The sequence below is a fragment of the Kitasatospora sp. NPDC018619 genome (genome assembly GCF_044391605.1).
Taxonomy (GTDB): domain Bacteria; phylum Actinomycetota; class Actinomycetes; order Streptomycetales; family Streptomycetaceae; genus Kitasatospora.
Window position 1 is genome coordinate 54,926 of the sequence record NZ_JBISAI010000001.1, and the last position, 23,577, is coordinate 78,502.

General features: G+C 76.1%; 8 protein-coding genes. All 8 read right to left on the reverse strand.

The genetic code is table 11. The annotated features are described in order from the left end of the window. Nucleotides 1-94: 94 nt before the first annotated feature. On the reverse strand, nt 95-1,408 hold the full coding sequence (locus tag ACH5AR_RS00125) for an MFS transporter (RefSeq protein ID WP_396299057.1): 1,314 nt from the start codon (nt 1,406-1,408) through the stop codon (nt 95-97). 174 nt (nt 1,409-1,582) lie between these two features. Then, a complete protein-coding gene (locus tag ACH5AR_RS00130; RefSeq protein WP_396299058.1) occupies nt 1,583-2,614 on the reverse strand; it encodes a pyridoxal phosphate-dependent aminotransferase in 1,032 nt (343 codons plus the stop codon). Next, entirely contained in the window at nt 2,614-3,660 is a 1,047-nt protein-coding gene (locus ACH5AR_RS00135; protein WP_396299059.1) for an SAM-dependent methyltransferase, read from the reverse strand. The genes ACH5AR_RS00130 and ACH5AR_RS00135 overlap by 1 nt, the downstream gene beginning before the upstream one ends. A 112-nt stretch (nt 3,661-3,772) precedes the next feature. Further along, a complete protein-coding gene (locus ACH5AR_RS00140) occupies nt 3,773-10,855 on the reverse strand; it encodes an amino acid adenylation domain-containing protein (protein ID WP_396299060.1) in 7,083 nt (2,360 codons plus the stop codon). 70 nt (nt 10,856-10,925) lie between these two features. Continuing rightward, nucleotides 10,926-20,681, reverse strand: a complete 9,756-nt coding sequence (locus ACH5AR_RS00145; RefSeq protein ID WP_396299061.1) for an amino acid adenylation domain-containing protein — start codon at nt 20,679-20,681, stop codon at nt 10,926-10,928. A gap of 696 nt (nt 20,682-21,377) precedes the next feature. Next, nucleotides 21,378-21,590 (reverse strand): MbtH family protein, encoded by a 213-nt coding sequence (locus tag ACH5AR_RS00150; protein ID WP_396299062.1) that lies wholly within the window; start codon nt 21,588-21,590, stop codon nt 21,378-21,380. A 93-nt stretch (nt 21,591-21,683) separates the two neighbouring features. Further along, nucleotides 21,684-21,842 carry a hypothetical protein gene (locus ACH5AR_RS00155; protein WP_396299063.1) on the reverse strand — a complete coding sequence of 53 codons (159 nt, stop codon included), beginning with the start codon at nt 21,840-21,842 and terminating at the stop codon, nt 21,684-21,686. A gap of 185 nt (nt 21,843-22,027) precedes the next feature. Further along, entirely contained in the window at nt 22,028-23,389 is a 1,362-nt protein-coding gene (locus ACH5AR_RS00160) for an IS256 family transposase (protein WP_396299064.1), read from the reverse strand. Nucleotides 23,390-23,577: the final 188 nt, after the last annotated feature.

The window sequence follows — 23,577 nt, forward strand, 5'->3', positions numbered from 1 at the left end:
AGCTCTCTCGTGAGGAGGACGGGAGGGTGCTGAGGGGTGGTCGGGTTCAGCGGACGTGCAGGGTGGTGCGGGTGTACGGGCGGTGCGGTGCCGGTCAGCTGGGCTGGAGGTCCCTGGCGTCCTGCGGCTCGGTCGGGCCGTCGCCGCCGGAGCCCCCGGTGTCCCCGGAGCCCCCGGTGCCATCGGAGTCCTCGGTGTCCCCGGAGCCGCCCTCGGGCGCCGGTGGCTCCGTCGGGGCCTCCGGCTTGCCGATCAGGTGGGCCGCGGCGAGCAGCGCGCCGACCACCATCACGCCGAGCACCACCCGGAAGTCCAGTGCGGCCACCAGACCGGAGCCGACGCCGACGGCCAGTGCCTGCGGCGCGGTGAGCGAGAGGTTGACGGCCGCCTGGGCGCGCCCCATCAGCTGCGGCGGGGTGGAGGCCTGGGCGGCGGTGGCGAGCCCGACCAGCGCGGCCGGGATGCCCGCGCCGGCGATCACCAGGCCCGCCGACACCGCGTACAGCGACGGGGCGAGCAGCAGGACCGTCCCGAGGCCGAACACCGCCGACCCGGCCATGACCGTGCGGCGCGGCCCGAGCCGGCCGATCAGCAGGCCGCCGACCACCGAGCCGGCCAGCGCGCCGACGGCCTCGGTGGTCTCCAGCACGCCGAGGAACTGCGGCGAGCGGTGCAGCCCGTGCTGGGTCAGCGCGAACAGCACGGGCTGGAGCAGGCTCAGCACGAAACCGGAGGCGGCCGTCGCCAGCACCAGCGGCCGCAGCCCGACCGAGGCGCGCAGGTGGACGAAGCCGGCCAGCACCTCGGTGCGCCAGCGCAGGCCCGAGGGCTCCGGCCTGACCTCCTCCACCTTCAGGGTGAGGAAGCTCAGCGCGGCCAGCAGCAGCACGGCGAGGTCGGCCACGGCCACCACGTGCCCGCCGAACCAGCCGTAGAGGCCCGAACCGAGCAGCGGCGCCACCAGGGTGGTGCCGGCCCGGGCGCTCTGGGTCATCCCGGCGGCTGCCCCGAAGTCCTGGCGCTCCGTCAGGATGCCGCGCAGCAGCGCGCTCTGCGCCGGGGCCAGCACGGCCCCGGCCAGACCGCAGATGGTGGCGGTGCAGTAGATGATCCAGACCGTGCCCGGGCCGTCGACCAGCAGCAGCGGCAGCAGCGAGGCCGCCACCGCCAGGTTGACGCCGACCAGCAGCGGCTTGCGCCGGACCCGGTCGGCGAGCAGGCCGCCGAGCGGCAGCAGCAGCAGCGGCGCGGAGAAGCAGAACAGCACCAGACCGGCGGCGGAGTTGCTGCCGGTCAGCACCTTGGCCCAGATGCCGAGGGCGATGGAGAGGGCGCTGTCACCGAGGACGGACAGCGTCTGCCCGGCGATGTAGTGCCGGAACTCCGGGCGGGCCAACAGGGGGTGCATGGCGGTTCCTTCGCTGCGCCGACGGCGCTTCGGGGTGTGCGGTGCCGAGCGGTGGTGCGGGTGGTGCGGTGCCGAGCGGTGGTGCGGGTGTGTGCAGGTGTGCGGGTGGTGCGCAGGGGCAGGGAGGCCCGGGGTGCGCCCTGGCGCACGCGCGGTGCCCAGGGCGCCGGGCGGTCAGGGTGCGGCGGGGCCGGCCGGGGCGAGCGGGGCGACGGCGCCGAAGCCCTCGACCACCGCGTCGTTGGCGTCCTTCTCGCCGATGGCGACCCGGATGCCCTGGCCGGGGTAGTAGCGCACGGCCACGCCCAGGCGCTCCAGCTCCGCGCGCAGCGGGAGGTGGTCGCCGGGGGCGTCGACCCACAGGAAGTTGGTGACGCTGGGCACCACCGTCCAGCCGAGCCGCCGCAGTTCGGCCGCGGTGCGCTCGCGCTCCGCGGCGATCTCCTCGATCCGGCGCGCCATCTCGTCCTCGGCGGCGACGGCGGCGAGCAGGCCCGCCTCCTGGAGGCGGTTCACCGCGTACGGCACCTGGTGGTCCCGCACCCGCTGGGCGACGGACTCGTGCGCCATCGCGTAGCCGATCCGCAGCGCGGCGATGCCGTGCGACTTGGACAGGGTGCGCAGCACCACCAGGTTCGGCCACTCGGCGATCCGGGCCGGCACGTCCGGGGCCTGCCAGCCCCGGGCAAAGTCGACGTAGGCCTCGTCGAGCAGGATGAGCGCGGTGGACGGCACCCGGCGGAAGAACTCCGTCAGCTCGGCCCAGGAGTAGACCGTGCCGGTCGGGTTGTGCGGGTTGCACAGCACGACGATCCGGGTGCGCCCGTCCATCCGCCCGGCCATCGCCGCCAGGTCGTGCCGGGCGTCGGGGCCGAGCGGGACCGGCCGGGCCTCGGCCCGGGCGATCTCGCAGAACAGCGGGTACGCGTCGAAGCAGGGCGCCGAGTGCACCACGTTGTCGCCGGGCTCGACCACCGCGTGGAAGAGGTCCAGCGCCACGCCCGCCGAGCCGTGGCCGACCACGACCTGGCCGGCCGGGACGCCCTGCCAGTCGGCGACGATCCCGGCGATCCGCTCCGGCCGGAAGTCCGGGTAGCGGTGCAGGTCGGTGGCGGCCCCGGCCAGCGCGGCCAGCACCGACGGCAGCGGCGGGTACGGGTGCTCGTTCTGCGCCAGCAGGAATCTGGCGGTCGACGGGGCGGCCATCAGTCGGCCTGGAGGACGTAGAGCCAGGAGTGCGGGGTGGCCAGCGCCTCGACGCGCTCGATCCGCAGGCCGGCGTCGGTGAAGAGGGTCTCGTAGGTGGCCTTGGTGTGCAGCGGGACGCCCATCATCGCGTGCGCCAGCTCGAAGCCGACCGAGAAGACGGGCTGGGCGCCGTCGGAGGTGCCCGGGTCGCGCAGCATGGTGTCGCCGAGGACGAAGGTCCGGGCCTTGGGGAAGGCCTCCCGCATCCGGGTGAAGATCGAGGAGCGGGTGCTCGGGTCGGCCAGCAGGTCGTGCAGCAGGAAGAAGCTCATCACGGTGTCGACCTCGGCCACCTCGGCGGCCTCGGCGTCGTTGTCGATCTGGGTGCCGAGCAGGCCGAGCACGTCCGCGCGGACGGCGGTGACGCGGTCCTGCATGCCGGCCTCGACGATGTCGCGGCGGGCGATGTCGGTGGCCGGGCGGCTGATGTCGATGCCCAGGCCCCGGGTGCCCTCGCGCTGCGAGACCACCCGGCGCACCCGGGCGGAGGTGCCGGAGCCCAGGTCGGCGATGGTGCGGAAGTCGATCCCGTTCAGTACGTCGGTCAGCTGGGCGGCGAACAGCGACTGGTCGCACTGGGCGGAGCCGAGGGCGACCATCGCCTCGTCGCGGAAGACGTCCTCGTTGTAGCGGTGGGTGCCGGCGCTCAGGTGGCCGGCGCGGCCGAACACGTCGTGGTAGCCGCCGACGGCCCAGGTGAAGTAGCCGCGCGCGGCGGCGATCTCCAGTCCGGCCTCGGTGGGCAGGTAGGTGTCGCCGTCGGCCTTGAGGTAGCCGTAGTCGGCGGCGGCGCGCAGCACGGCCTCGGTCCGGGCGGTGTCGCCGGCCTGGGCGGTGGCCTCGGCGGCCGAGAGCGGCTCGCCGCGCCCGATCGACTCCAGCAGGCCGATCCGGTCCAGGGCGAAGATCACGTTGGCGGCGATGAAGCCGTTGTAGGCGTCTGTCGAGGTGATCGGCGACGGGGTGATGCCACGCCAGGTGTCGGGGATGGCCGCAGTGGTCATGGTGGTGTCCGTTTCTCGGTGGGCGGACCGGGTGCGGTCCGCGAGGTGGGCGCAGGCCGGTCGCCTGCGGTCGGTGGGGGGTGCGAGTCGGTGGGGCGGTGGTGCGGGCGGGTCAGGAGGTCAGGTGGGCGGCGAGCACCGGGCCGATGACGGCGAGCGCCTCGGCGCTCGTCATCGCGCCGTGGGTGCTCGGCACCTCGTGGACGTCGAGCCGGCCGCCCAGGTGCGGGCGCCAGCTCTCCGGGTCGGGGGCGTCGGCCGGCCGGTCCTTGGCGGCGGTGAAGAACAGCGCGTCGCCGTCGTAGCCGGGCAGCGGGAGCTCGTGGGACAGCTCGGCGTGGGACTGGAAGACGGAGACCACCCGGGCCACCCCGGCGCCGCTGAGCCCGGTCAGCGGGCCCTCGCCGTCCCGGACGAGCGCGGCGTAGCCGTCCTCGTCGGCGGGCCACGCGGTGACCTCCCCGGCCGGGTGGCCGAGGGAGTCGAGGATCACCGCGAGCTGTGCCGGGTCGTCCCGCCACTGCTCGGGCCCCGGCTCGCCGGTGCCCGGGTAGGCGTCCAGCAGGGCCAGCAGCCGGACCTCCTCGCCCTGTTCGCGCAGCAGCGCGGCGATCGCGTGGGCGACGCTGCCGCCGAACGACCAGCCGAGCAGGGCGTACGGGCCCTCGGGGCGCACGGCGCGGATCCGCGCCAGGTAGGTGCGGGCCAGCTCCTCCACCGAGGCCGGCTGGGCCTGCGGGTCGGCCAGGCCGGGGGCCTGGAGGCCGTAGATCGGCTGTTCGGCGTCGAGGTGGCGCAGCAGGCCGGTGTAGACCCAGCTGATGCCGGCGGCCGGGTGGACGCAGAACAGCGGCGGGCGCGAGCCGCGGGTGCGGATCGGCAGCAGCACGGGGAAGCTCTCGGCGGCCGGGCCCCGGTCGAGCCGCTCGGCCAGCCCGGCCACCGTCGGCGCCTCGAAGACCGTGCGGACGCCGATCCCCCCGTCCTCGCCGACCAGTTCGCGCAGGCCCGCGACCAGCCGGCTGGCCAGCAGCGAGTGCCCGCCCAGCTCGAAGAAGTTGTCGTCCACGCCGACCTTCTCCAGCCCGAGCAGGTCCGCGAACAGGCCGCAGAGCAACTCCTCCCGGGGAGTCGCCGGGGCCCGCCCGGCGCCGAGCCAGGTGGTGTCGGGGGCCGGCAGGGCCCGGCGGTCGACCTTGCCGTTGGCGGTCAGCGGCAGGGCGTCCAGCGCGACGACCGCCGAGGGCACCATGTAGTCCGGCAGGGCGGCGGCCACGTGGGCCCGCAGCGCGGCCTGGTCGACGGCCTGCCCGGGGCGGGCGACGGCGTAGCCGACCAGCCGGCGGTCGCCCGGGCGGTCCTCCCGGACCAGCACGAACGCCTGGGCCAGGGACGGGTGTGCGGCCAGCACGGCCTCGATCTCGCCGGGCTCGATCCGGAAGCCGCGGACCTTCACCTGGTGGTCGGTGCGGCCCAGGTACTCCAGGGTGCCGTCGGGGCGGCGGCGGACCAGGTCCCCCGAGCGGTACATCCGGCTGCCGGGGGCGCCGTACGGGTCGGCGACGAAGCGCTCGGCGCTCAGGCCCGGCCGGTTGAGGTAGCCGCGGGCCAGGCCGGCGCCCGCGATGTACAGCTCGCCCTCGACCCCGGCCGGGACGGGCTGGAGCGCGGCGTCCAGGACGTACAGCCGGGTGTCCGGCACCGGCCGGCCCAGCGGCGGGGTGGTCCGGCCGGCCAGCGGCTCGCTCATACTGGCGCAGACGGTGGACTCGGTCGGCCCGTAGGCGTTGACCATCCGCAGCCGGGCCGACCAGTGCTCGACCAGGTCGGGCGGGCAGGCCTCGCCGGCGACGACCAGGGTGGTGCCCTCCGGCAGGGCGTCCGGGGCCAGCACGGCCAGCGCGGTCGGCGGCAGCGTCAGGTGGGTGACGCCCTGCTCGGCGACCAGCGCGGCCAGCGAGGGGCCGGGCAGCAGCTGGTCGGCGTCGCCGAGCACGGCCCGGGCACCGGTGAGCAGCGCCATGCCCAGCTCCCAGACGGCCGCGTCGAAGGACGGCGAGGCGAACAGCAGCACCCGGCTGTCCGGGGTCACCGCCAGGCCCCGGCGCTGGCCCTCCACCATGGCGGCGAGGCCGGTGTGGGTGACCACCACGCCCTTGGGGCGGCCGGTGGAGCCCGAGGTGTAGATGACGTACGCGGCCGAGTGCGGGGTGATCGGGACGTCGGTGAGGTCGTGCGCCGGGTGGGCGGAGGCGTCCAGGTCCTCGACCAGCAGCCGCGGCACGGCGCTGCCGGCGAGCAGGCCGTCGGCCAGCGCCCGGGTGGTGAGGACCAGCGCGGGCCGGGCGTCGTCCAGCATGTAGGCGATCCGGTCGGCCGGGTAGCGCGGGTCCAGCGGTTGGAAGACCGCGCCCGCCTTGAGCACGGCGAGCTGGGCGACGATCAGCTCGATCGAGCGCTCCAGGGCGATCGCGACGAAGCGCTCGGGGCCCGCGCCGTGCTCGGCCAGCAGCCGGGCCAGGCGGTTGGCGCGCTCGTTCAGCTCGCGGTAGGTGACCCGCTCGGCGCCGAAGGCGAGCGCGACGGCCTCCGGGCGGGCGGCCGCCTGGGCCTCGAAGAGCGCCGGGAAGGTGGCCGCGGGGAGGCCGCCCCGGGTGTCGTTCCAGCCGTCGAGCAGCTGCTCGCGCTCCCCGGGGGCCAGCACCTCGACCCGGCCGACGGGCTGGTCCGGGTCGGCCAGCACCGCGCGCAGGACGCGCTCGAAGCGGGCGGCCGTCGCCTCGGCGGTGGCCCGGTCGAACAGGTCGACGGCGTACTCGACGGTCAGGCCCAGCCCGGCGGGCTCCCCGGCCGCGTCGAAGCTCTCGCTGAAGGCGAAGGTCAGGTCGAACTTGGCGAGGTCCGCGTCCAGTTGCTCGACCCGGCCGGGCAGCCCGCCGAGGCTGGTGCGGCCGGCCTCGCCACCGGAGGTCAGCATCACCTGGCAGAGCGGGTGGCGGGCGGTCGAGCGGGCCGGGTTGAGCAGCTCGACCAGCCGCTCGAAGGGCACGTCCTGGTGCTCGAAGGCCTCCAGGGTGGTGACCCGCACCCGCTCCACCAGCTCCCGGAAGCTCGGGTCGCCGCTGGTGTCGGTGCGCAGCACCAGGGTGTTGACGAAGAAGCCGACCAGGTCCTCCAGCGCCTCCTCGGTGCGGCCGGCCACCACGGTGCCGATCGGCAGGTCGGTGCCGGCGCCGATCCGGCCCAGTGTGGTGGCCAGGGCGGCCTGCACCACCATGAAGACGCTGGCCCGGCTCCGCTGCGCCAGGTCGACCAGGGCGGCGTGGAGGCCGGCGTCCGTCCGGAGCTCCACGGCGGCGCCGCGGCGGCTCGGGGCGGCCGGGCGGCGGCGGTCGAAGGGCAGCGCCAGCTCCTCCGGGAGGTCGGCCAGGGTCCGCTGCCAGTAGGCGAGTTGCTCGGTCAGCAGGGCGCTGGGGCGCTCGTCGGTGCCGAGCAGCTCGTGCTGCCACAGGGCGTAGTCGGCGTACTGCACCGGCAGCGGCTCCCACTGCGGCGCGGCGCCGGCCGAGCGGGCCCCGTACGCCTCGGAGAGGTCGCGCAGCAGCGGGGCGACGGACCAGCCGTCGGTGGCGATGTGGTGCATCAGCACCAGCAGCACGTGCTCCTCGCCGGGCAGCGAGAAGAGGGTGGCGCGCACCGGCAGGTCGCGGGCGAGGTCGAAGACCTGCGACCCGGCCTCGGCCAGGGCCGCGGCGAGCTCCTGCTCGTCGGCCACCGCCGCGGTGCGCAGCGGGAGTTCGGGCGCGGTCAGGAGCAGCTGGTGCGGCCGGCCGTCGGTGGTCGGGTAGACGGTGCGCAGCACCTCGTGGCGGTCGAGCACGTCCGCCAGGGCCGCCTGGAGGGCGGCGGTGTCGACCGGGCCGGTCAGCCGCACGGCGCACGGGGTGTTGTAGAGGGCGCTCGGGCCCTCGAACTGGTCGATGAACCAGAGGCGTTGCTGGGCCGGGGAGAGCGGCACGCGCTCGGGCCGCTCGACCGGCCGCAGGGCCGGGCGGGCGTCCGGCCGCCCGGCGCCCGGGGCGGGCAGCGCCTCGGCGAGGGCGGCCACGCTGGGGGCGTCGAACAGGGCGCGTACGGGCAGGTCGGTGCCGAGCGCGGCGCGGATGCGGCTGACCAGCTTGGTGGCGAGCAGGGAGTGGCCGCCGAGGTCGAAGAAGCTGTCGTCGATCCCGATCCGCTCCACGCCGAGGACGTCGGAGAAGAGGTCGCACAGCGCGCGTTCGGTGGCGGTGCGCGGGGCGCGGCCCTCGGCGACCCCGGCCCAGTCGGGGGCGGGCAGGGCCCGGCGGTCGACCTTGCCGTTGGCGGTGACCGGCAGGGCGTCCAGGACGACCACGGCGGCCGGGAGCATGTAGGCGGGCAGGCCGTCGGCGACGGCGGCGCGCAGCTCGGCCGGGTCGCCCCCGCCGGTGGCATAGACCACCAGGCGCTTGTCGCCGGGCCGGTCCTCGCGGACCACGGCGAAGGCCTGGCCGACCTCCGGGAGGGCGGTGAACGCGGCCTCCACCTCGCCGAGTTCGATCCGGAAGCCGCGGATCTTCACCTGGTCGTCGGCGCGGCCGAGGAACTCCAGCACGCCGTCGGCCGTCCAGCGCACGAGGTCGCCGGTGCGGTACATCCGCTCGCCCGGCTCGCCGAAGGGGCAGGCCACGAAGCGCTCGGCGGTCAGCGCCGGGCGGCCGACGTAGCCGCGGGCCAGCCCGGCCCCGGCGAGGTAGAGCTCGCCCGCCACGCCGGCCGGGACCGGGCGCAGCGCGGTGTCCAGCACGTACGGCCGGGTGTTGTCCAGCGGGCGCCCGATCGGCACCACGGCGGGGACGGGCGCGCCGGGGGCCATGGTGAAGGTGGTCTTGATGGCGGTGGTCTCGGTGGGCGCGTACACCGCGACCACGTCGGTGGCCGGGCAGGCCCGGTGGATCCGGCGGACGGCCTCCGGCGGGACGACGTCGCCGCCGGTCCACACCTGCCGGACGTCGCGGAAGGCGGCCGGGTCCTCGTCGGCCATCAGCCGCAGCAGGCCGGACGGGGCCTGGACCAGCGTCACCCGGTGGGTGGTGACGGTCTCGGCGAGCCGGCGGATGTCCAGCTCGCCGGGCTCGGCCAGCACGATCGCCCCGCCGGTGACCAGCGGCGCCCAGATCTCGGTGGTGGAGGCGTCGAAGGCGGTGGGCGAGTGCAGCAGCACGCGCTCGTGGTGGCCGGCCCGGAAGTGCGGGTTGCCCAGCAGGTCCACCACGTTGCGGTGGGTGACGGCGACGCCCTTGGGCACGCCGGTGGAGCCGGAGGTGTACATCACGTAGACCAGCTGGCCGGGCAGCACCGGCACGGTCGGGTCGCCGGCCGCGGGGGCCCCGGCCAGCAGCGCGTCGGTGACCTCGACGGTGGCGAAGCCCTCGGTGGCGAGCACCGGGTGGCCCCGGTGGGCCGGGTCGGTGAGCAGCAGGCCGGTGCGGGTGTCGGCGAGGATGTGCCGGAGCCGGTCCAGCGGGTAGCGGTCGTCCAGCGGGACGTAGGTGCCGCCCGCCTTGGCGATCGCGAGGACGGCGGTGAGCAGCCCGGCGGAGCGCTCCATCAGCACCGCGACCGGCTGTTCGGTGGTCAGGCCGCGCGCCAGCAGCAGGGCGGCGAGCCGGTTGGCGCGGCCGTTCAGCTCGGCGTAGTCGAGTCGCTCGGTGCCGCAGACCAGCGCGAGCGCCCCGGGGGTGGCGGCGGCCTGGGCCTCGAACAGCCGGGGCAGGCTCTGCTCGGCGACGGGCGCGACCGGGCCGTTCCAGCCGGTGAGCAGCTGTTCGCGCTCGGCCGGGTCGAGGATCTCGATGCTGCCGATCGGCGCGTCCGGGGCGGCGACCGCGGCGCGCAGCACGCGCACCAGCCGCTCTCCGATGGCGGCGGCGGTGGCGTGGTCGAAGAGGTCGGCCGCGTAGTCGACGGCGCCGCGCACGCCCAGGCAGGTGCCGTCGGGCGCGAGCCGCTCGACGAAGTTGAAGTTGAGGTCGAACTGGGCCTGGGCCTCGCCGACCTCCAGCGGGGTGCCCACCGCGGCGCCGAAGGCGAGGTCGCCGGCCCGCTCCGCGGTGAGCGTGACGACGGTCTGGAAGAGCGGGTGGCGGGCGGGGGTGCGGGTGGGGTTGAGGTGTTCGACCAGGCGCTCGAAGGGGACGTCCTGGTGGTCGTAGGCGTCCAGGTTCGTGCGGCGGACGCGGTCGAGCAGTTCGCGGAAGGTCGGGTCGCCGCTGGTGTCGGTGCGCAGCAGCAGGGTGTTGACGAAGAAGCCGACCAGGTCGTCCAGGGCCTCGTCGGTGCGCCCGGCCACCGGGGTGCCCAGCGGGAGGTCGGTGCCGGCGCCCAGGCGGGTGTACAGGGTGGCGACGGCGGCCTGCAGCGCCATGAACAGGCTGGCGTGCCGGGAGGAGGCCAACGCGGTGAGCGCGGTGTGCAGTTCGGCGTCGAGGTCGATGTCGGCCGCCCCGCCGCGGCGGCTCGGCTGGGCCGGGCGCGGACGGTCGTAGGGGAGCGCCAGCTCCTCCGGCAGGCCGGCCAGCTCCTGCCGCCAGTGGGCGAGTTGCAGGGAGGCGACGCTCTGCGGGTCGTCCTCCTCGCCGAGCAGCTCGCGCTGCCACAGGGTGTAGTCGGCGTACTGCACCGGCAGCGGCTCCCACTGCGGCGCGGTGCCGGCCAGCCGGGCCCGGTAGGCCTCGGCGAGGTCGCGGAAGAGCGGCCCGACCGACCAGCCGTCGCTGGCGATGTGGTGGGTGAGCAGCAGCAGGACGTGCTCGTCCGGTGCGGGCAGGTCGTACAGCCAGGCCCGCACCGGCAGGTCGGAGGCGAGGTCGAAGACCTGCCCGGCGGCCTCGCGCAGCAGTGCGTCCAGCTCGGCGCCGTCGGCGGCCCGCACCCGGTGCAGCACCGGGCGCCCCTCGGCCAGGATGTGCTGGTGGGGCTGGCCGTCGACGGTCGGGAAGACGGTGCGCAGCACCTCGTGCCGGTCCACCACGTCGCCGAGCGCGCCTTCGAGGGCGGCGGCGTCGAGCGCGCCGGTCAGCCGGAGGGCGAACGGCGTGTTGTAGAGGGCGCTCGGGCCCTCGAACTGTTCGATGAACCAGAGCCGCTGCTGGGCGAACGACAACGGGATCAAGGTCTGCCTCCGACTGGCGACGTACGGCTGCTGTGGCTGAGGTGGGGTGCGGCGGGCCGCGCTGCGCCGGTCAGGCCTGCGGGCGGCGCATCGGCCGCAGGGCCGGGCGGGCCTTCTTCGGGGCGGGCGCCTCCTCGCCCCCGGGCAGGACGGCGGCGAGGGCGGCGACGGTGGGGGCGTCGAACAGCGCGCGGATCGGCAGCTCCGCGCCGAGCGCGGCGCGGATCCGGCTGACCAGCCGGGTGGCGAGCAGCGAGTGGCCGCCGAGGTCGAAGAAGCGGTCGTCGATGCTGACCGTCGGCACGCCCAGCACCTCGGCGAACAGGGCGCACAGCTCCCGCTCGCGCTCGGTGCGCGGGGCGCGGCCCTCGGCCGCCCCGGCGTACTCGGGGGCGGGCAGGGCCCGGCGGTCGACCTTGCCGTTGGCGGTGACCGGCAGGGCGTCCAGGACGACCACGGCGGCCGGGAGCATGTAGGCGGCGAGGCGGTCCGCGACGAAGGCGCGCAGCTCGCCGTCGGTGGCCTTGCCGGTGGCGTAGACCACCAGGCGCTTGTCGCCCGGCTGGTCCTCGCGGACCACCGCGAGCGCCTGGCCGACGCCCTCGTGGGCGGTGAACGCGGCCTCCACCTCGCCGAGTTCGATCCGGAAGCCGCGGATCTTGACCTGGTCGTCGGCGCGGCCGAGGAACTCCAGCACGCCGTCGGCCGTCCAGCGCACGAGGTCGCCGGTGCGGTACATCCGCTCGCCCGGCCCGCCGAAGGGGCAGGCCACGAAGCGCTCGGCGGTCAGCGCCGGGCGGCCGACGTAGCCGCGGGCCAGCCCGGCCCCGGCGAGGTAGAGCTCGCCCGCCACGCCGGCCGGCACCGGGCGCAGCGCGGTGTCCAGCACGTACGGCCGGGTGTTGTCCAGCGGGCGCCCGATCGGCACCGTGTCCGGCACCGCGGCGGCGTCCGGCATCGGGTGGTGGGTGGCGCACAGGGTGGTCTCGGTCGGCCCGTACAGCGCCCGCACGGCGATGCCGGGGACGGCCTCCAGCACCCGGCGCACGGCCGGGGCGGAGACCACGTCGCCGCCGGTCAGCACCTCGCGCACGCCGGCGAAGATGCCCGGGTCCTCCTCCGCGATGACCCGGAACAGCCCGGCGGTGACGTGGACGTGGGTGAGCGCGTGCACCCGGACCAGCTCGCGGATGGCGGCCGCGTCCAGGTCCCCCGGCGGGGCGACGACCACCCGGCCGCCGGAGAGCAGCGGCGCCCAGATCTCGTAGGTCGAGGCGTCGAAGGCGTGCGGCGCGTGGAACAGCACCCGCAGGCCCTCGTCGTGCCGCCAGCACCGGTCGGTGGCGAGCTGCACCACGTCCCGGTGGCTGATCGCGATGCCCTTGGGCTCTCCGGTGGAGCCGGAGGTGAACATCACGTACGCGAGCTGCTCCGGGTGGGGCGCGGTGCGGTGGGCGCGCCGTTCGCGCGGACCGTCGAACCAGCCCGCGGTGAGCGGCAGGACGGGGCAGGGGGCGTCGGCGGCCAGCGGGTGGTCGCGGTGCGCCTCGTCGACCAGGACGAGGGCCGCGGCCGTCCCGGCGGTGATCCGCCGCAGCCGCTCGGCCGGGTGCCGGTCGTCCAGCGGGACGTAGGTGCCGCCCGCCTTGGCGACGGCGAGGACGGCCACCAGCAGCTCGGCGGAGCGGTCCATCAGCAGGACCACCGGCGTCTCGGCGCCGACCCCGGCTGCGGCCAGCCGGGCCGCCAGGTGCTCGGCCCGGGAGTCCAGTTCGGCGTAGTCGAGCCGCTCGGTGCCGCAGACCACCGCGAGCGCCCCGGGGGTGGCGGCGGCCTGGGCCTCGAACAGCTCGGGCAGGGTCGCCTCCGGGACGGCCGTGACCGGGCCGTTCCAGCCGGTGAGCAGCTGTTCGCGCTCGGCCGGGTCGAGGATCTCGATGCCGCCGATCGGCGCGTCCGGGGCGGCGACCGCGGCGCGCAGCACGCGCACCAGCCGCTCTCCGATGGCGGCGGCGGTGGCGTGGTCGAAGAGGTCGACGGCGTACTCGACCGCGACCGTCAGGCCCGCCTGCGGGCCCTGCTCGGTGAAGCGGAAGGACAGGTCGAACTTGGCCACGTCCAGTTCGAAGGGGTGCTCCGCGCAGCCCAGGTCGCCGAAGGCGGCCGGCACGGCGGCCCGGCTCTCCAGCGCCACCAGGGTCTGGAAGAGCGGGTGGCGGGCGGGGGTGCGGGTGGGGTTGAGGTGTTCGACCAGGCGCTCGAAGGGGACGTCCTGGTGGTCGTAGGCGTCCAGGTCGGTGCGGCGGACGCGGTCGAGCAGTTCGCGGAAGGTCGGGTCGCCGCTGGTGTCGGTGCGCAGCAGCAGGGTGTTGACGAAGAAGCCGACCAGGTCGTCCAGGGCCTCGTCGGTGCGCCCGGCCACCGGGGTGCCCAGCGGGAGGTCGGTGCCGGCGCCCAGGCGGGTGTACAGGGTGGCGACGGCGGCCTGCAGCGCCATGAACAGGCTGGCGTTCTGTGCCGCCGCCAACTCGCCGAGGGCGCCGTGCAGTCCGGCGTCGACGTGCAGCTCCACCAGGCCGCCGCGGTGCCCCGGCACGGCCGGGCGCGGACGGTCGTAGGGGAGCGCCAGCTCCTCCGGGGCGTCGGCCAGGGTCTGCCGCCAGTGGGCGAGCTGCGCGGTCAGCAGGGCGCTGGGGCGCTCGTCGGTGCCGAGCAGTTCGCGCTGCCAGAGGGTGTAGTCGGCGTACTGCACCGGCAGCGGCTCCCACCGCGGCGCGGTGCCGGCCGCCCGGGCCCGGTAGGCCTCGGCGAGGTCGCGGAAGAGCGGCCCGACCGACCAGCCGTCGCTGGCGATGTGGTGCATCAGCACCAGCAGGACGTGCTCGTCGTGCGGCAGCGAGAAGAGGGTCGCGCGCACCGGCAGGTCGTGGGCGAGGTCGAAGACCTCCTCGCCGGCCGCGACCAGCGCCGCCCGCAGCTGCCCCTGGTCCGCCACCCGGACCTGGTGCAGCGGCAACTCCTGGGCGCTGACGACCAGTTGGTGGGGCCGGCCGTCGACGGTCGGGAAGACGGTGCGCAGCACCTCGTGCCGGTCCACCACGTCCCGGACGGCCCGCTCCAGGGCGGGCAGGTCGACGGCGCCGGTGAGCCGGACCGCGACGGGGGTGTTGTAGAGCGCGCTCGGGCCCTCGAACTGCTCGATGAACCAGAGGCGTTGCTGGGCGGAGGAGAGCGGGACCCGCTCCGGCCGCGCGGCCGGGCGCAGGGCCGGCCGGGCCGCCGCGGAGTCGGGCAGCGCGGCGGCCAGCAGGGCCACCGTCGGGTTGTCGAAGAGCGCGCGGATCGGCAGTTCGGCGCCGAGGCCGGCCCGGATCCGGCTGACCAGCCGGGTGGCGAGCAGCGAGTGGCCGCCGCGGTCGAAGAAGTTGTCGTCGATGCTGATCCGGGCCAGCCCGAGGACCTCCGCGAACAGCGCGCACAGGGCCCGCTCGGTGGCGTCGCGCGGCTCGCGCCCGCCCTCGGCGCCGCTGTAGTCGGGCGCGGGCAGCGCCTTGCGGTCCACCTTGCCGTTGGGGTTCACCGGCAGCTCGTCGAGGACGACGATCGCGGCCGGCAGCATGTAGCCGGGCAGGCGCTCGGTGACGAAGTCGCGCAGCTCGTCGGGGCGCACCGGGCCGGTGACGTACGCGACCAGGCGCTTGTCGCCCGGCTGGTCCTGGCGGACGGCCACGCAGACCTGGCCGACCTCCGGGTGGGCGGTGAACGCGGCCTCCACCTCGCCGAGTTCGATCCGGAAGCCGCGCAGCTTGACCTGGTCGTCCGCTCGACCGACGAACTCCAGTTCGCCCGTGGCGGTCCAGCGGACGACGTCGCCGGTGCGGTACATCCGGCCGCCGGGCTCGCCGAAGGGGCAGGCCACGAAGCGCTCGGCGGTCAGGCCGGGGCGCCGGACGTAGCCGCGGGCCAGGCCGGAGCCGCCGATGTACAGCTCGCCGGCCACGCCGACCGGCACCGGGCGCAGCCCGGCGTCCAGCACGTACAGCCGGTTGTTGGGCAGCGGTCGGCCGATCGGCACGACGTCCGGCACCTCGGCGGCCGAGGTCATCGGGAAGTGCGTCGCGAAGGTGGTGGTCTCGGTGGGCCCGTAGACGTTGACCAGCCGCAGCCCGGGGCAGGCGTCCAGCACCCGCCGCATGGCGACCGGCGAGGCGATGTCCCCGCCCGTCCACACCTCGTGCAGCCCGGTGAAGGTCTCGGGGGCCTCGGCGGCCAGCACGTTGAAGAGGCCGACGCTGATCCAGGCCGAGGTGGTCCGCTCGTGGCCGATCACCGCCGCCAGCTCGGCGATGCCCAGCCGGCCGGCCGGGGCGATCACCAGCTGGCCGCCGGAGAGCAGCGGGGTCCAGATCTCGTAGGTGGAGGCGTCGAAGGCGGAGGGGGCGTGCACCGGCAGGCGCTCGTGGCCGCCGCCGGTGAACTGGCCGCCGAGCGCGAGGTCCACCACGCCGCGGTGGGTGACGGCGATGCCCTTGGGCACGCCGGTCGAGCCGGAGGTGTGCATCACGTACGCCAACTGGTCGGCGCGCTGGGGCAGTCCGAGGTTCTCGGGGTGCTCCTCGGCGTGCGGGTCGAGCACCGTCAGCCCGGCCAGCGCCGGGTGCTCGCGGTGCGCGGCGTCGGCCAGCACCAGCGCGGCCCCGGCGTCCGCCAGGACGGTGCGCAGCCGGTCCGTCGGCTGGGCGTCGTCCAGCGGCACGTACAGGCCGCCGGCCTTGAGCACGGCCAGGATCGCGACCACCTGGGCGGCCGAGCGGTCGATCATCAGCGCGACCGGCGTCTCCCGGCGGACCCCGGCCGCGACCAGCCGCCGTGCCAGGCCGTTGGCCCGGGCGTTGAGCCGGGCGTAGGTCAGCTCGCCGTCCTCGGCGGTGAGCGCGATCGCGTCCGGGGCGGCCGCGGCGCGGGCCTCGAACAGCTCGGGCAGCGAGCCCTCCGGCAGCGGGGTGCTGGTGCCGCTCCAGTCGGTGACCAGCTCGGCGCGCTCGGCCGCGGTCAACACCTCGACGGTGCCCACGGGTTCCGCCGGGTCGGCGACGATCCGGTCGAGCAGGGCGAGGAAGCGGTCCAGCAGTGTGCGGGCCTCTTCGGCGGTGAAGGCGTCCGGCTGGTGGTCCAGGCGCAGCTGGAGGCCGTCGCCGGGGGTGAGGGCCAGCACCAGCGGGTAGTGGGCGCTGTCGACGTCCTCGACCAGGGTGACGCGGGTGGCGCCGCTCGGGTCGGCGTCGTCCAGCGCGGACGGGTCCGGGTAGTTGCCGTACACCGTGACGGTGTCGAACAGGCTTCCCATCCCGGCGAGCTGCTGGATCTCGGTGAGGCTGAGGTGCTGGTGGTCCAGCAGGGCGGACTGCTCGTGCTGGAGGCGCAGCAGCAGCCCGCCCCAGCTCTCCGCCTGGTCCAGGCGCACCCGCACCGGCACGGTGTTGATGAGCAGGCCCATCATCCGCTCCACGCCCGGCAGGTCGTGCGGCCGGCCGGAGACGGTGGTGCCGAACAGCACGTCCTCGCGGCCGGTGAGCCGGGCCAGCAGCACGCCCCAGGCCGCCTGGACCAGGGTGTTGAGGGTGACGCCGTAGCGGCGGGCGGTGCGGGCGAGCGCCTCGGTGGCCTCCGGGGTGAGCCCGGCGTGCAGGCGCAGCGGCAGCTGCGGGGCGGCGGCCGAGCGGCCGGGGGCGAGCAGGGTGGGCTCGTCGGCGCCGGCCAGGGCCTGGGCCCAGGCGGCGCGGGCGGCCTCGCCGTCGCGCCGGGTGATCCAGCGCAGGTACTCGCGGTACGGGGCCGCCGGGGGCATCGGCCGCCCGAAGTACAGCGCCCACAGCTCCTCGGCGAACAGCGGGGTGGACCAGCCGTCCAGCAGGATGTGGTGCGCGGAGGCGATCAGCCGGTGGCGCTCGGGGGAGAGCCGCAGCAGGGTGTAGCGCAGCAGCGGCGGGCGGTCGAGGTCGAAGCGGCGGCCGTACTCGGCGGCGGCGATCCGGGCGGCCTCGGCCGCCGGGTCGGCGTGGGCGCTCAGGTCGAGCACGGTGAAGGGCAGCTCGACGGCGTCCGGGACGGCCTGCACGGGCGGGCCGTCGGACCGCTGGTGGAAGGCGGCCCGGAGGTTGGGCTGACGGTCCAGCAGCGCTTCGGCCGCGGCGCGCAGCCGGTCGGCGTCCACCGGGCCGTCGAGGTCGAAGGTCACGACCGAGGTGTAGACGTCCGCGCCCCCGGCGTCGTACGCCGAGTGGAAGGCCATGCCCTGCTGGAGCGGCGAGGTGGGCCAGACGTCCACCAGCCGGGCGGGGGCGTGGTGGGCGGCGAGGCCGTCCAGCTCCTCCTGGGTGAGGGCGACCAGCGGGAAGTCGGAGGGGGTGTGCCCGCCCGCGTCCGGCCGCTCGGCGTGCTCGGCGAGCGCGGTCAGCGCGGCGAACCAGGCCTCGGCGAAGGCCCGGACCCGCTCCTCGGAGAGCAGCCCGGTGGCGTAGGACCACTGGGCGACCAGCAGCGGGCCCTGCGGGGTGTCCACGGTGGTGGCGTCCAGGCCGAGCACCCGGCCGAGGGCCAGGCCGGTGGCGGCGCCCTCGGACATCGCCTCGGTGCCGGCCAGCACGTCCTCGGCGGTGACGCCCTCGGGGGCGAAGCGGCCCAGGTAGTTGAACTCGACCTGAGGGTCGGCGAAGCCTTCGAGGACGGCGGCGGTCTCCGGGTTGAGGTGGCGCAGCAGGCCGAAGCCGATGCCGTTGTCCGGGACGGCGCGCAGCTGCTCCTTCACCCGGCCGAGGGCGCGGCCGAGTCCGGGCCCGGCGGCGGTGACCTCGGACCAGTCCAGCGCCCCGGGGGCGAGCCGGACGGGGTAGACGGAGGTGAACCAGCCGGCGGTGCGGTGCAGGTCGACGCCCTCGACGACCTCCTCGCGGCCGTGGCCCTCCACGGTGACCAGCACGGCGCCGTCGGGGCCGGTGGTGTCCCGGCCGCGCCAGTGCCCGAGGGCCAGCGCCAGGGCGGTCAGCAGCACGTCGTTGACCTGGGCGTGGTAGGCGGCGGTGACCTTGGTCAGCAGCGCCCTGGTGGTCTCGGCGGGCAGGACCAGCCGCAGCAGGCCCTCGGTGGCGTAGGTGTCCCGCGCCGGGTCCAGCGGGCGCTCGCCGAGCAGCGGGTCCGGTGTGGCCAACGCCTCCTGCCAGAGGGGGAGTTCGGCGGCCCGGCGGGCGGTGTTGGCCTCGGCGGTGAGGCGCTGGGCCCAGCGGCGGAAGGAGGTCGGCACCGGGGCGAGCTCGACGGCGCGGCCCTCGCGGAGCGCGGTGAGCGCGCCGAGCAGGTCCTCCTCGACGATGCGCCAGGTGACGCCGTCCACCACCAGGTGGTGGATCACCAGCAGCAGCTGGGCGGACAGCTGCGGACCGGCGTCGAACCACACGGCCTGGACCATCCGGCCGTCCTCGGGGGACAGCCGCTCGCGGGCGGCCTCGGTCTGGGCGCGCAGCGCCGCGGCGTCGGCCCGGCCCTCGACCCGGCGCAGCACGGCCCCGGCGGGGACGGCGCCGGGCTCCGGCACGTGCAGCGTCCAGGGGCGCTCGGCCAGCGGGGAGGTGCGGGCGCGGAACAGGTCGTGGTGGTCGAGCAGGGCCTGGACGGCGGCGGCCAGGTGCTCGGCGGTGGTGCCGGCGGGCAGGGTGAGCAGGGTGGACTGGTAGAAGCTCTCCACCGCGCCGTGCTGTGCGGCGAGCCAGTGCACGATGGGCGTCGGCGGCACCTCGCCGAGGCCGGCCCCGGCGGGCTCGACGACGACGGGCCCCTCCAGCGGGCGGGCGATCCGGGCCAGCGCCTCGACGGTCGGGGCGAGGAACACCTCGCGCGGGGTGAGCTGGAGGCCCGCGTGCCGGGCCCGGGAGACCAGCTGGATGGCCACAATGGAGTCGCCGCCCAGCTCGAAGAAGGAGTCCGTGACGCCGACCCGGGGCAGGCCCAGCACCTCGCCGAACAGCCGGACCAGGGTGTGCTCCAGCTCGCCGGCCGGGGCGCGGCCGTCCTCCTCGCCGGCGCCGAACACCGGCGCGGGCAGGGCGCGCTTGTCGACCTTGCCGTTGGGGGTGAGCGGCAGCCGGTCGAGCACCACCACGGTGGGCACCATGTGGTCGGGCAGCCGCTCGGCGCAGTGGGCCCGCAGCTCGGCCGGGTCGGCGGTGCCGACGGTGTAGCCGACCAGCCGGCGCTCGCCCGGGCGGTCCTCGCGGACCAGCACCACGGCCTGGCGCACCCCGGGGTGGGCGGAGAGGGTCTGCTCGATCTCGCCGAGCTCCACCCGGAAGCCGCGGATCTTCACCTGGTCGTCGGCCCGGCCGAGGAAGTCCAGCTGGCCGTCCGGGCGGTAGCTGCCGAGGTCGCCGGTGCGGTACATCCGGCTCCCGGGCGCGCCGTACGGGTCGGCCACGAAGCGCTCGGCGGTCAGGCCGGGGCGGTTCAGGTAGCCGCGGGCCAGGTGCGGGCCGGCCAGGTACAGCTCGCCCACGGTGCCCGGCTCGACCTGCCGCAGCTGCTCGTCCAGCACGTGGATGCGCACGTCCTGGCAGGGCCGGCCGATCGGGGGCTGCTCCTCGCCGGTGAGCGGTTCGCTCATGGAGACGATGACGGTGGCCTCGGTGGGCCCGTAGCTGTTGAGCATCAGCCGGCCGCGGCCGCAGCGGGCCGCCAGCTCGCGGGAGACGGCCTCGCCGCCGCCGATCAGGGTGCGCAGCGAGGGCATCGGCAGGTCGGGCAGGGTGGAGATCATCGCGGTGGCGACGTCGGCGTGGGTGACGCCGAACCGGTCGATCAGGGCGGCGAGTTCCTCGCCGACCAGCTGGCTCTGCTCGCGCGGCAGGACGAGTGCGGCGCCGGTGGTGAGCGCGACGGACAGGTCGGAGACGGACACGTCGAAGCTGAGCGAGGAGGCCTGGAGCACCCGGCTGCCGGGGCCGACGCCGGTCGCGGCGACCTGGGTGCCGATCATGCTGGGCAGCCCGGTGTGGGTGACGGCCACGCCCTTGGGCACACCGGTCGAGCCCGAGGTGTAGATGACGTACGCGGTGTTCAGGGTGCTCACCGGCCGGACCCGCTCGGCGGCGGTGAACGGGGTGGCGGGCCGGGCCGCGAGGTCGGCGAGGTGCTCGGGGGAGTCCAGCAGCAGGAGCGGGGCGTCGGTCGCGGGCAGCTGCCCGGCGGCCTCGGCGGTGGTGAGCACCAGCGCGGCGCGGGAGTCGGTGAGCATGTGGCGCAGCCGCTCGGCCGGGTAGGCCGGGTCGGCGGGCAGCCAGGCGGCGCCGGTCTTGGTGACGGCGAGGATCGCGGCGATCGCCTCGGGGGACTTCGGCAGGGCCAGTGCGACGACGTCCTCGGCGCCCAGGCCGCGGTCGGCCAGCACCCGGGCCAACCGGTTGGCGCGGGCGTCGAGTTCGGCGTAGCTGAGGGTGGTGCCCTCGGCGTACAGCGCGGGGGCGTCCGGGGTGCGGGCGACCTGGGCGTCGACCAGCTCGCCGAGGGTCGCCGCGGCGGGCGCCGCCGCGGTGAGGAGGGCGGCCAGCGCGGCCGGGGTGGGGGCCTGCGCCAGGACGGGCAGTGCCAGGCGTACACCGAAGCCGGCGTGCACGAGGTCCAGCAGCCGCTCGGCGGCGGGCCGGTCGCCGCCCAGGTCGTAGAAGCCCGCCGCGGGGTCGACCGACTGCCGGCCGAGCACCTCCGCGAACAGTCGGCACAGCACCTCGGCCGCTTCCGGCCGCTGCTCGGATCTGTGCGTCTGCTGGACCCCGGACATGTGACTCTCTCCCTCGTGCGGCTGGCCCCCGCGGTGGCGGGGGCGGCGAGCTGGGTTGACCCCGGGGCGGTCGGCCGGGGGTCGGCGGAGCGATGTTGCGGTGCTGGGTGCTGGGTGCTGGGTGTGCCGGCGGTGCTGCGGGTGGCGGCGGCGCGGTGGACGGGCGCGCGGTGGTGCGGTGTACGGGTGCGGCGTGCAGGGGCGGGATGCGGGGGCGGTGCGGTGGTGCGGCGTTCGGCGTACGGGCGCGGTGTGGCGGTGCGAAGGGCGGTGGCGTGCCGGTGCCGGTCGGTGCACGCGCGTAGACGCCGGACGTGGGACGGCGCCGGCGGCGTGACGGTGCGGCCGCGCGGCGGTGGGGCACTGCGGTGGGGTGCTGCGGAGGGGCACTGCGGTGGGGTGGTGCGCCGGGCGCGCTCCGGTGGGACGCCGGGGCGGGGCCGGAGGGGGCGGCGGGCGCCGGTGGTGCGGTGCGCCGGCTGCCGGGCGGGCGGCCCGCTGCGGGGCGGCCCGGGGGCGCGGGGCCGCGCCGGGTGAGCGGCGGGCTCTCCGTGCCGGTCGTCGCTCCGGGCCCGCTGCCGAGGTGGTGCGGCCGGGTGAGCGGCCCGCTCGGCGGGGATCCCGTACGGGGGCGGCGCTGCTCGGCGCTCCGACGGGCGGTGGGCGGTGGGCGACGGGTGGGGCGGGTGGCCGGGATCAGCTCTCGGACAGGTGCGCGATCAGGCTCTTCGGGCGCAGGTCCTGCCAGTTCTGCTCGACGTAGTCGAGGCATTCCTGCCGGCCGGTGGGGCCGAACACCTGCTGCCAACCGGCGGGCACCGGGCTGAAGACGGGCCACAGCGAGTGCTGGCCCTCGTCGTTGACCAGGACGAGGTAGCTGGCCTCGGCATCCTCGAACGGGTTCGCCATCGTCGGTTCCTCTCAGTGTCGTTGCCGTGCGGAGCGGTGCGAGAAGGGGAGGAGCGGGGTGGTCGCAGCGGGACGGTCAGACGGATCCAGGGCTCACGGACCCCAGCCGGAGTCCGCGAGCGGGGCGTCGTGGGCGGTGAGGGAGGCCACGGACAGGTGCGGCTGGGCGTGGAGTTGGAGGCCCACGAAGGCGGCCAGCAGGAGGGCAAGGATCCCGAGCGTCTTGTGGACGCGGACGGCAAGGCTTGGCATCGCGAATTCCTCTTCCTGAGGAGGGCGGTCTGCCCTCTTCGCTCTGAAATGCATCCTGCCGAAGGCCCAAACGCGCTTGGAAGCGTTGACTCTGATCGTGAACACGCAATGCGGGAACCGGAAGCCCGGTCAGATCGTGTCAAAAACAGACAGACATGATCCAAATCCCACTGCGTGCTGTCAGATCAGTGGTGGGAACCCCGGTGCCGCGGGGGACATCGGAGGGCGGAGGCGGGCACCCCCGCCCGCCGGACCGAGCCCCGGCGCAACTCCTCCCGGACGGCGGGCCAGTCCTCGACCCACGGCCGGCCCGACCCGGAGGGCGACTCCAGGACCAGCGTCGCCAGGTAGGCGCGCTTGAGCGCGGCCCGCTCGTCCTGCACCCGGCCCGCCGCCTGCTCGATCCGGCGCAGCCGGGCGTGCAGCCGCTCCAGCGCGCCCCCGCCGGTCAGCAGCCGCCGGGCCTCCGGGCCGAACCGGAACCCGGGCGCCAGCAGCGGCCAGGCCGACCGCCAGGCCCGGAACACCTCGCGGTGGCTCGGCCCCCACTCCCGTTCGGCCAGGGCCAGCCGCTCCAGCGCCGCCGCCTCGGACGGCGCGGTACAGGTCTCGCGCAACGCCCGCGCCAGCGCCGCCCAGTCCTCGCCGGGCGCGTGCCGCAGCGCCGCGTGCAACAGGTGCGCCACCGAACCGTGCACCACCGTACGCGGCCACTGCGCGGCCGCCGCCTCGGCCAGCACCGCACCCGTGCCGCCGACCAGCACCCACACCTCCCGCACCCCGCGCTCGGCCAGCCCCGCCAGCACCTGCGGCCACTGCTCGCCGTCCGCGGCCGGCCACAGGCCCAGCACCTCCCGCCGCCCCTCGACGGACACCCCGAGCGCCAGGTGCACCAGCGGCCCGCCCGAGCGGCCGCTGCGCACCGAGTCGACGAAGACCACCGGGTAGACCGGGTCGAGCCGGCGCCCGCGCCGCTCGGCGAGCTCGTCGAGCACCTGGTCGGTGATGGCCGAGACGGTCTCCCGGCTCAGCTCCACGCCGTACACCTCGGCCAGGTGCGCCACCAGCTCGCCCGAGCTGAGGCCGCGCGCGGTCAGCGAGATCACCAGCCGGTCGAGCCCCGGCAGCCGGCGGGCGCGGGGGAGGACGGCCCTGGGCGTGAAGCTGCCCTCACGGTCCCGGGGCACCCGCACCTCGACCGGGCCGATCTCGGTGAGCAGCCGTCTGGCCCGGGCCCCGTTGCGGGCGTTGGTGCCGGTGCCGGTGCCGGTGCCGGCACCCGAGCCGCTGCCGCTGCCGCTGCCGCTGCCGTCGCCCCCGCCGTCGTCGCCGCCGGATCCGCGCAGGTGCTCCTGGAGTTCGAGCTCCAGGGCGCCCTCGATCAGCTGCTTGGCGAAGGCCTGGAGAATCCCGCCGTCGCCCAGCAGCCGGACCGCGCCGGAGCCGACCTGCGCGGCGGCGGCCTCCGCCAACTGTCGTACCAGGCGCTGGTCCACCAGGCCGGCGAGGGCGGCGGGCGGTGCCGCCGGGTCGGGATCAGCTCGCAACTGGGGGTGCCTTCCGTCTGTGGGCCGTGCCGAAACTCCCCCGCACGCCGCTGCCGGGTGCGGTCGTGACCGTCACCGTCGGCTCCCCCCGCCTGCGTGCACGCCCGACTACCGTGAGCCGATGATTTCCGCGCCCTTTGGGCGTACACTCACGGCTGTCGGAGCCCGGGGGGCGGCTTCCGAACGGC

What these genes read in the sequence shown, in the direction of transcription:
- ACH5AR_RS00135 (WP_396299059.1), bottom strand. Translation starts at nt 3,660, where the DNA reads ATGACCACTGCGGCCATCCCCGACACCTGGCGTGGCATCACCCCGTCG.
- ACH5AR_RS00130 (WP_396299058.1), bottom strand. Translation starts at nt 2,614, where the DNA reads ATGGCCGCCCCGTCGACCGCCAGATTCCTGCTGGCGCAGAACGAGCAC.
- ACH5AR_RS00125 (WP_396299057.1), bottom strand. Translation starts at nt 1,408, where the DNA reads ATGCACCCCCTGTTGGCCCGCCCGGAGTTCCGGCACTACATCGCCGGG.
- ACH5AR_RS00155 (WP_396299063.1), bottom strand. Translation starts at nt 21,842, where the DNA reads ATGCCAAGCCTTGCCGTCCGCGTCCACAAGACGCTCGGGATCCTTGCC.
- ACH5AR_RS00150 (WP_396299062.1), bottom strand. Translation starts at nt 21,590, where the DNA reads ATGGCGAACCCGTTCGAGGATGCCGAGGCCAGCTACCTCGTCCTGGTC.
- ACH5AR_RS00145 (WP_396299061.1), bottom strand. Translation starts at nt 20,681, where the DNA reads ATGTCCGGGGTCCAGCAGACGCACAGATCCGAGCAGCGGCCGGAAGCG.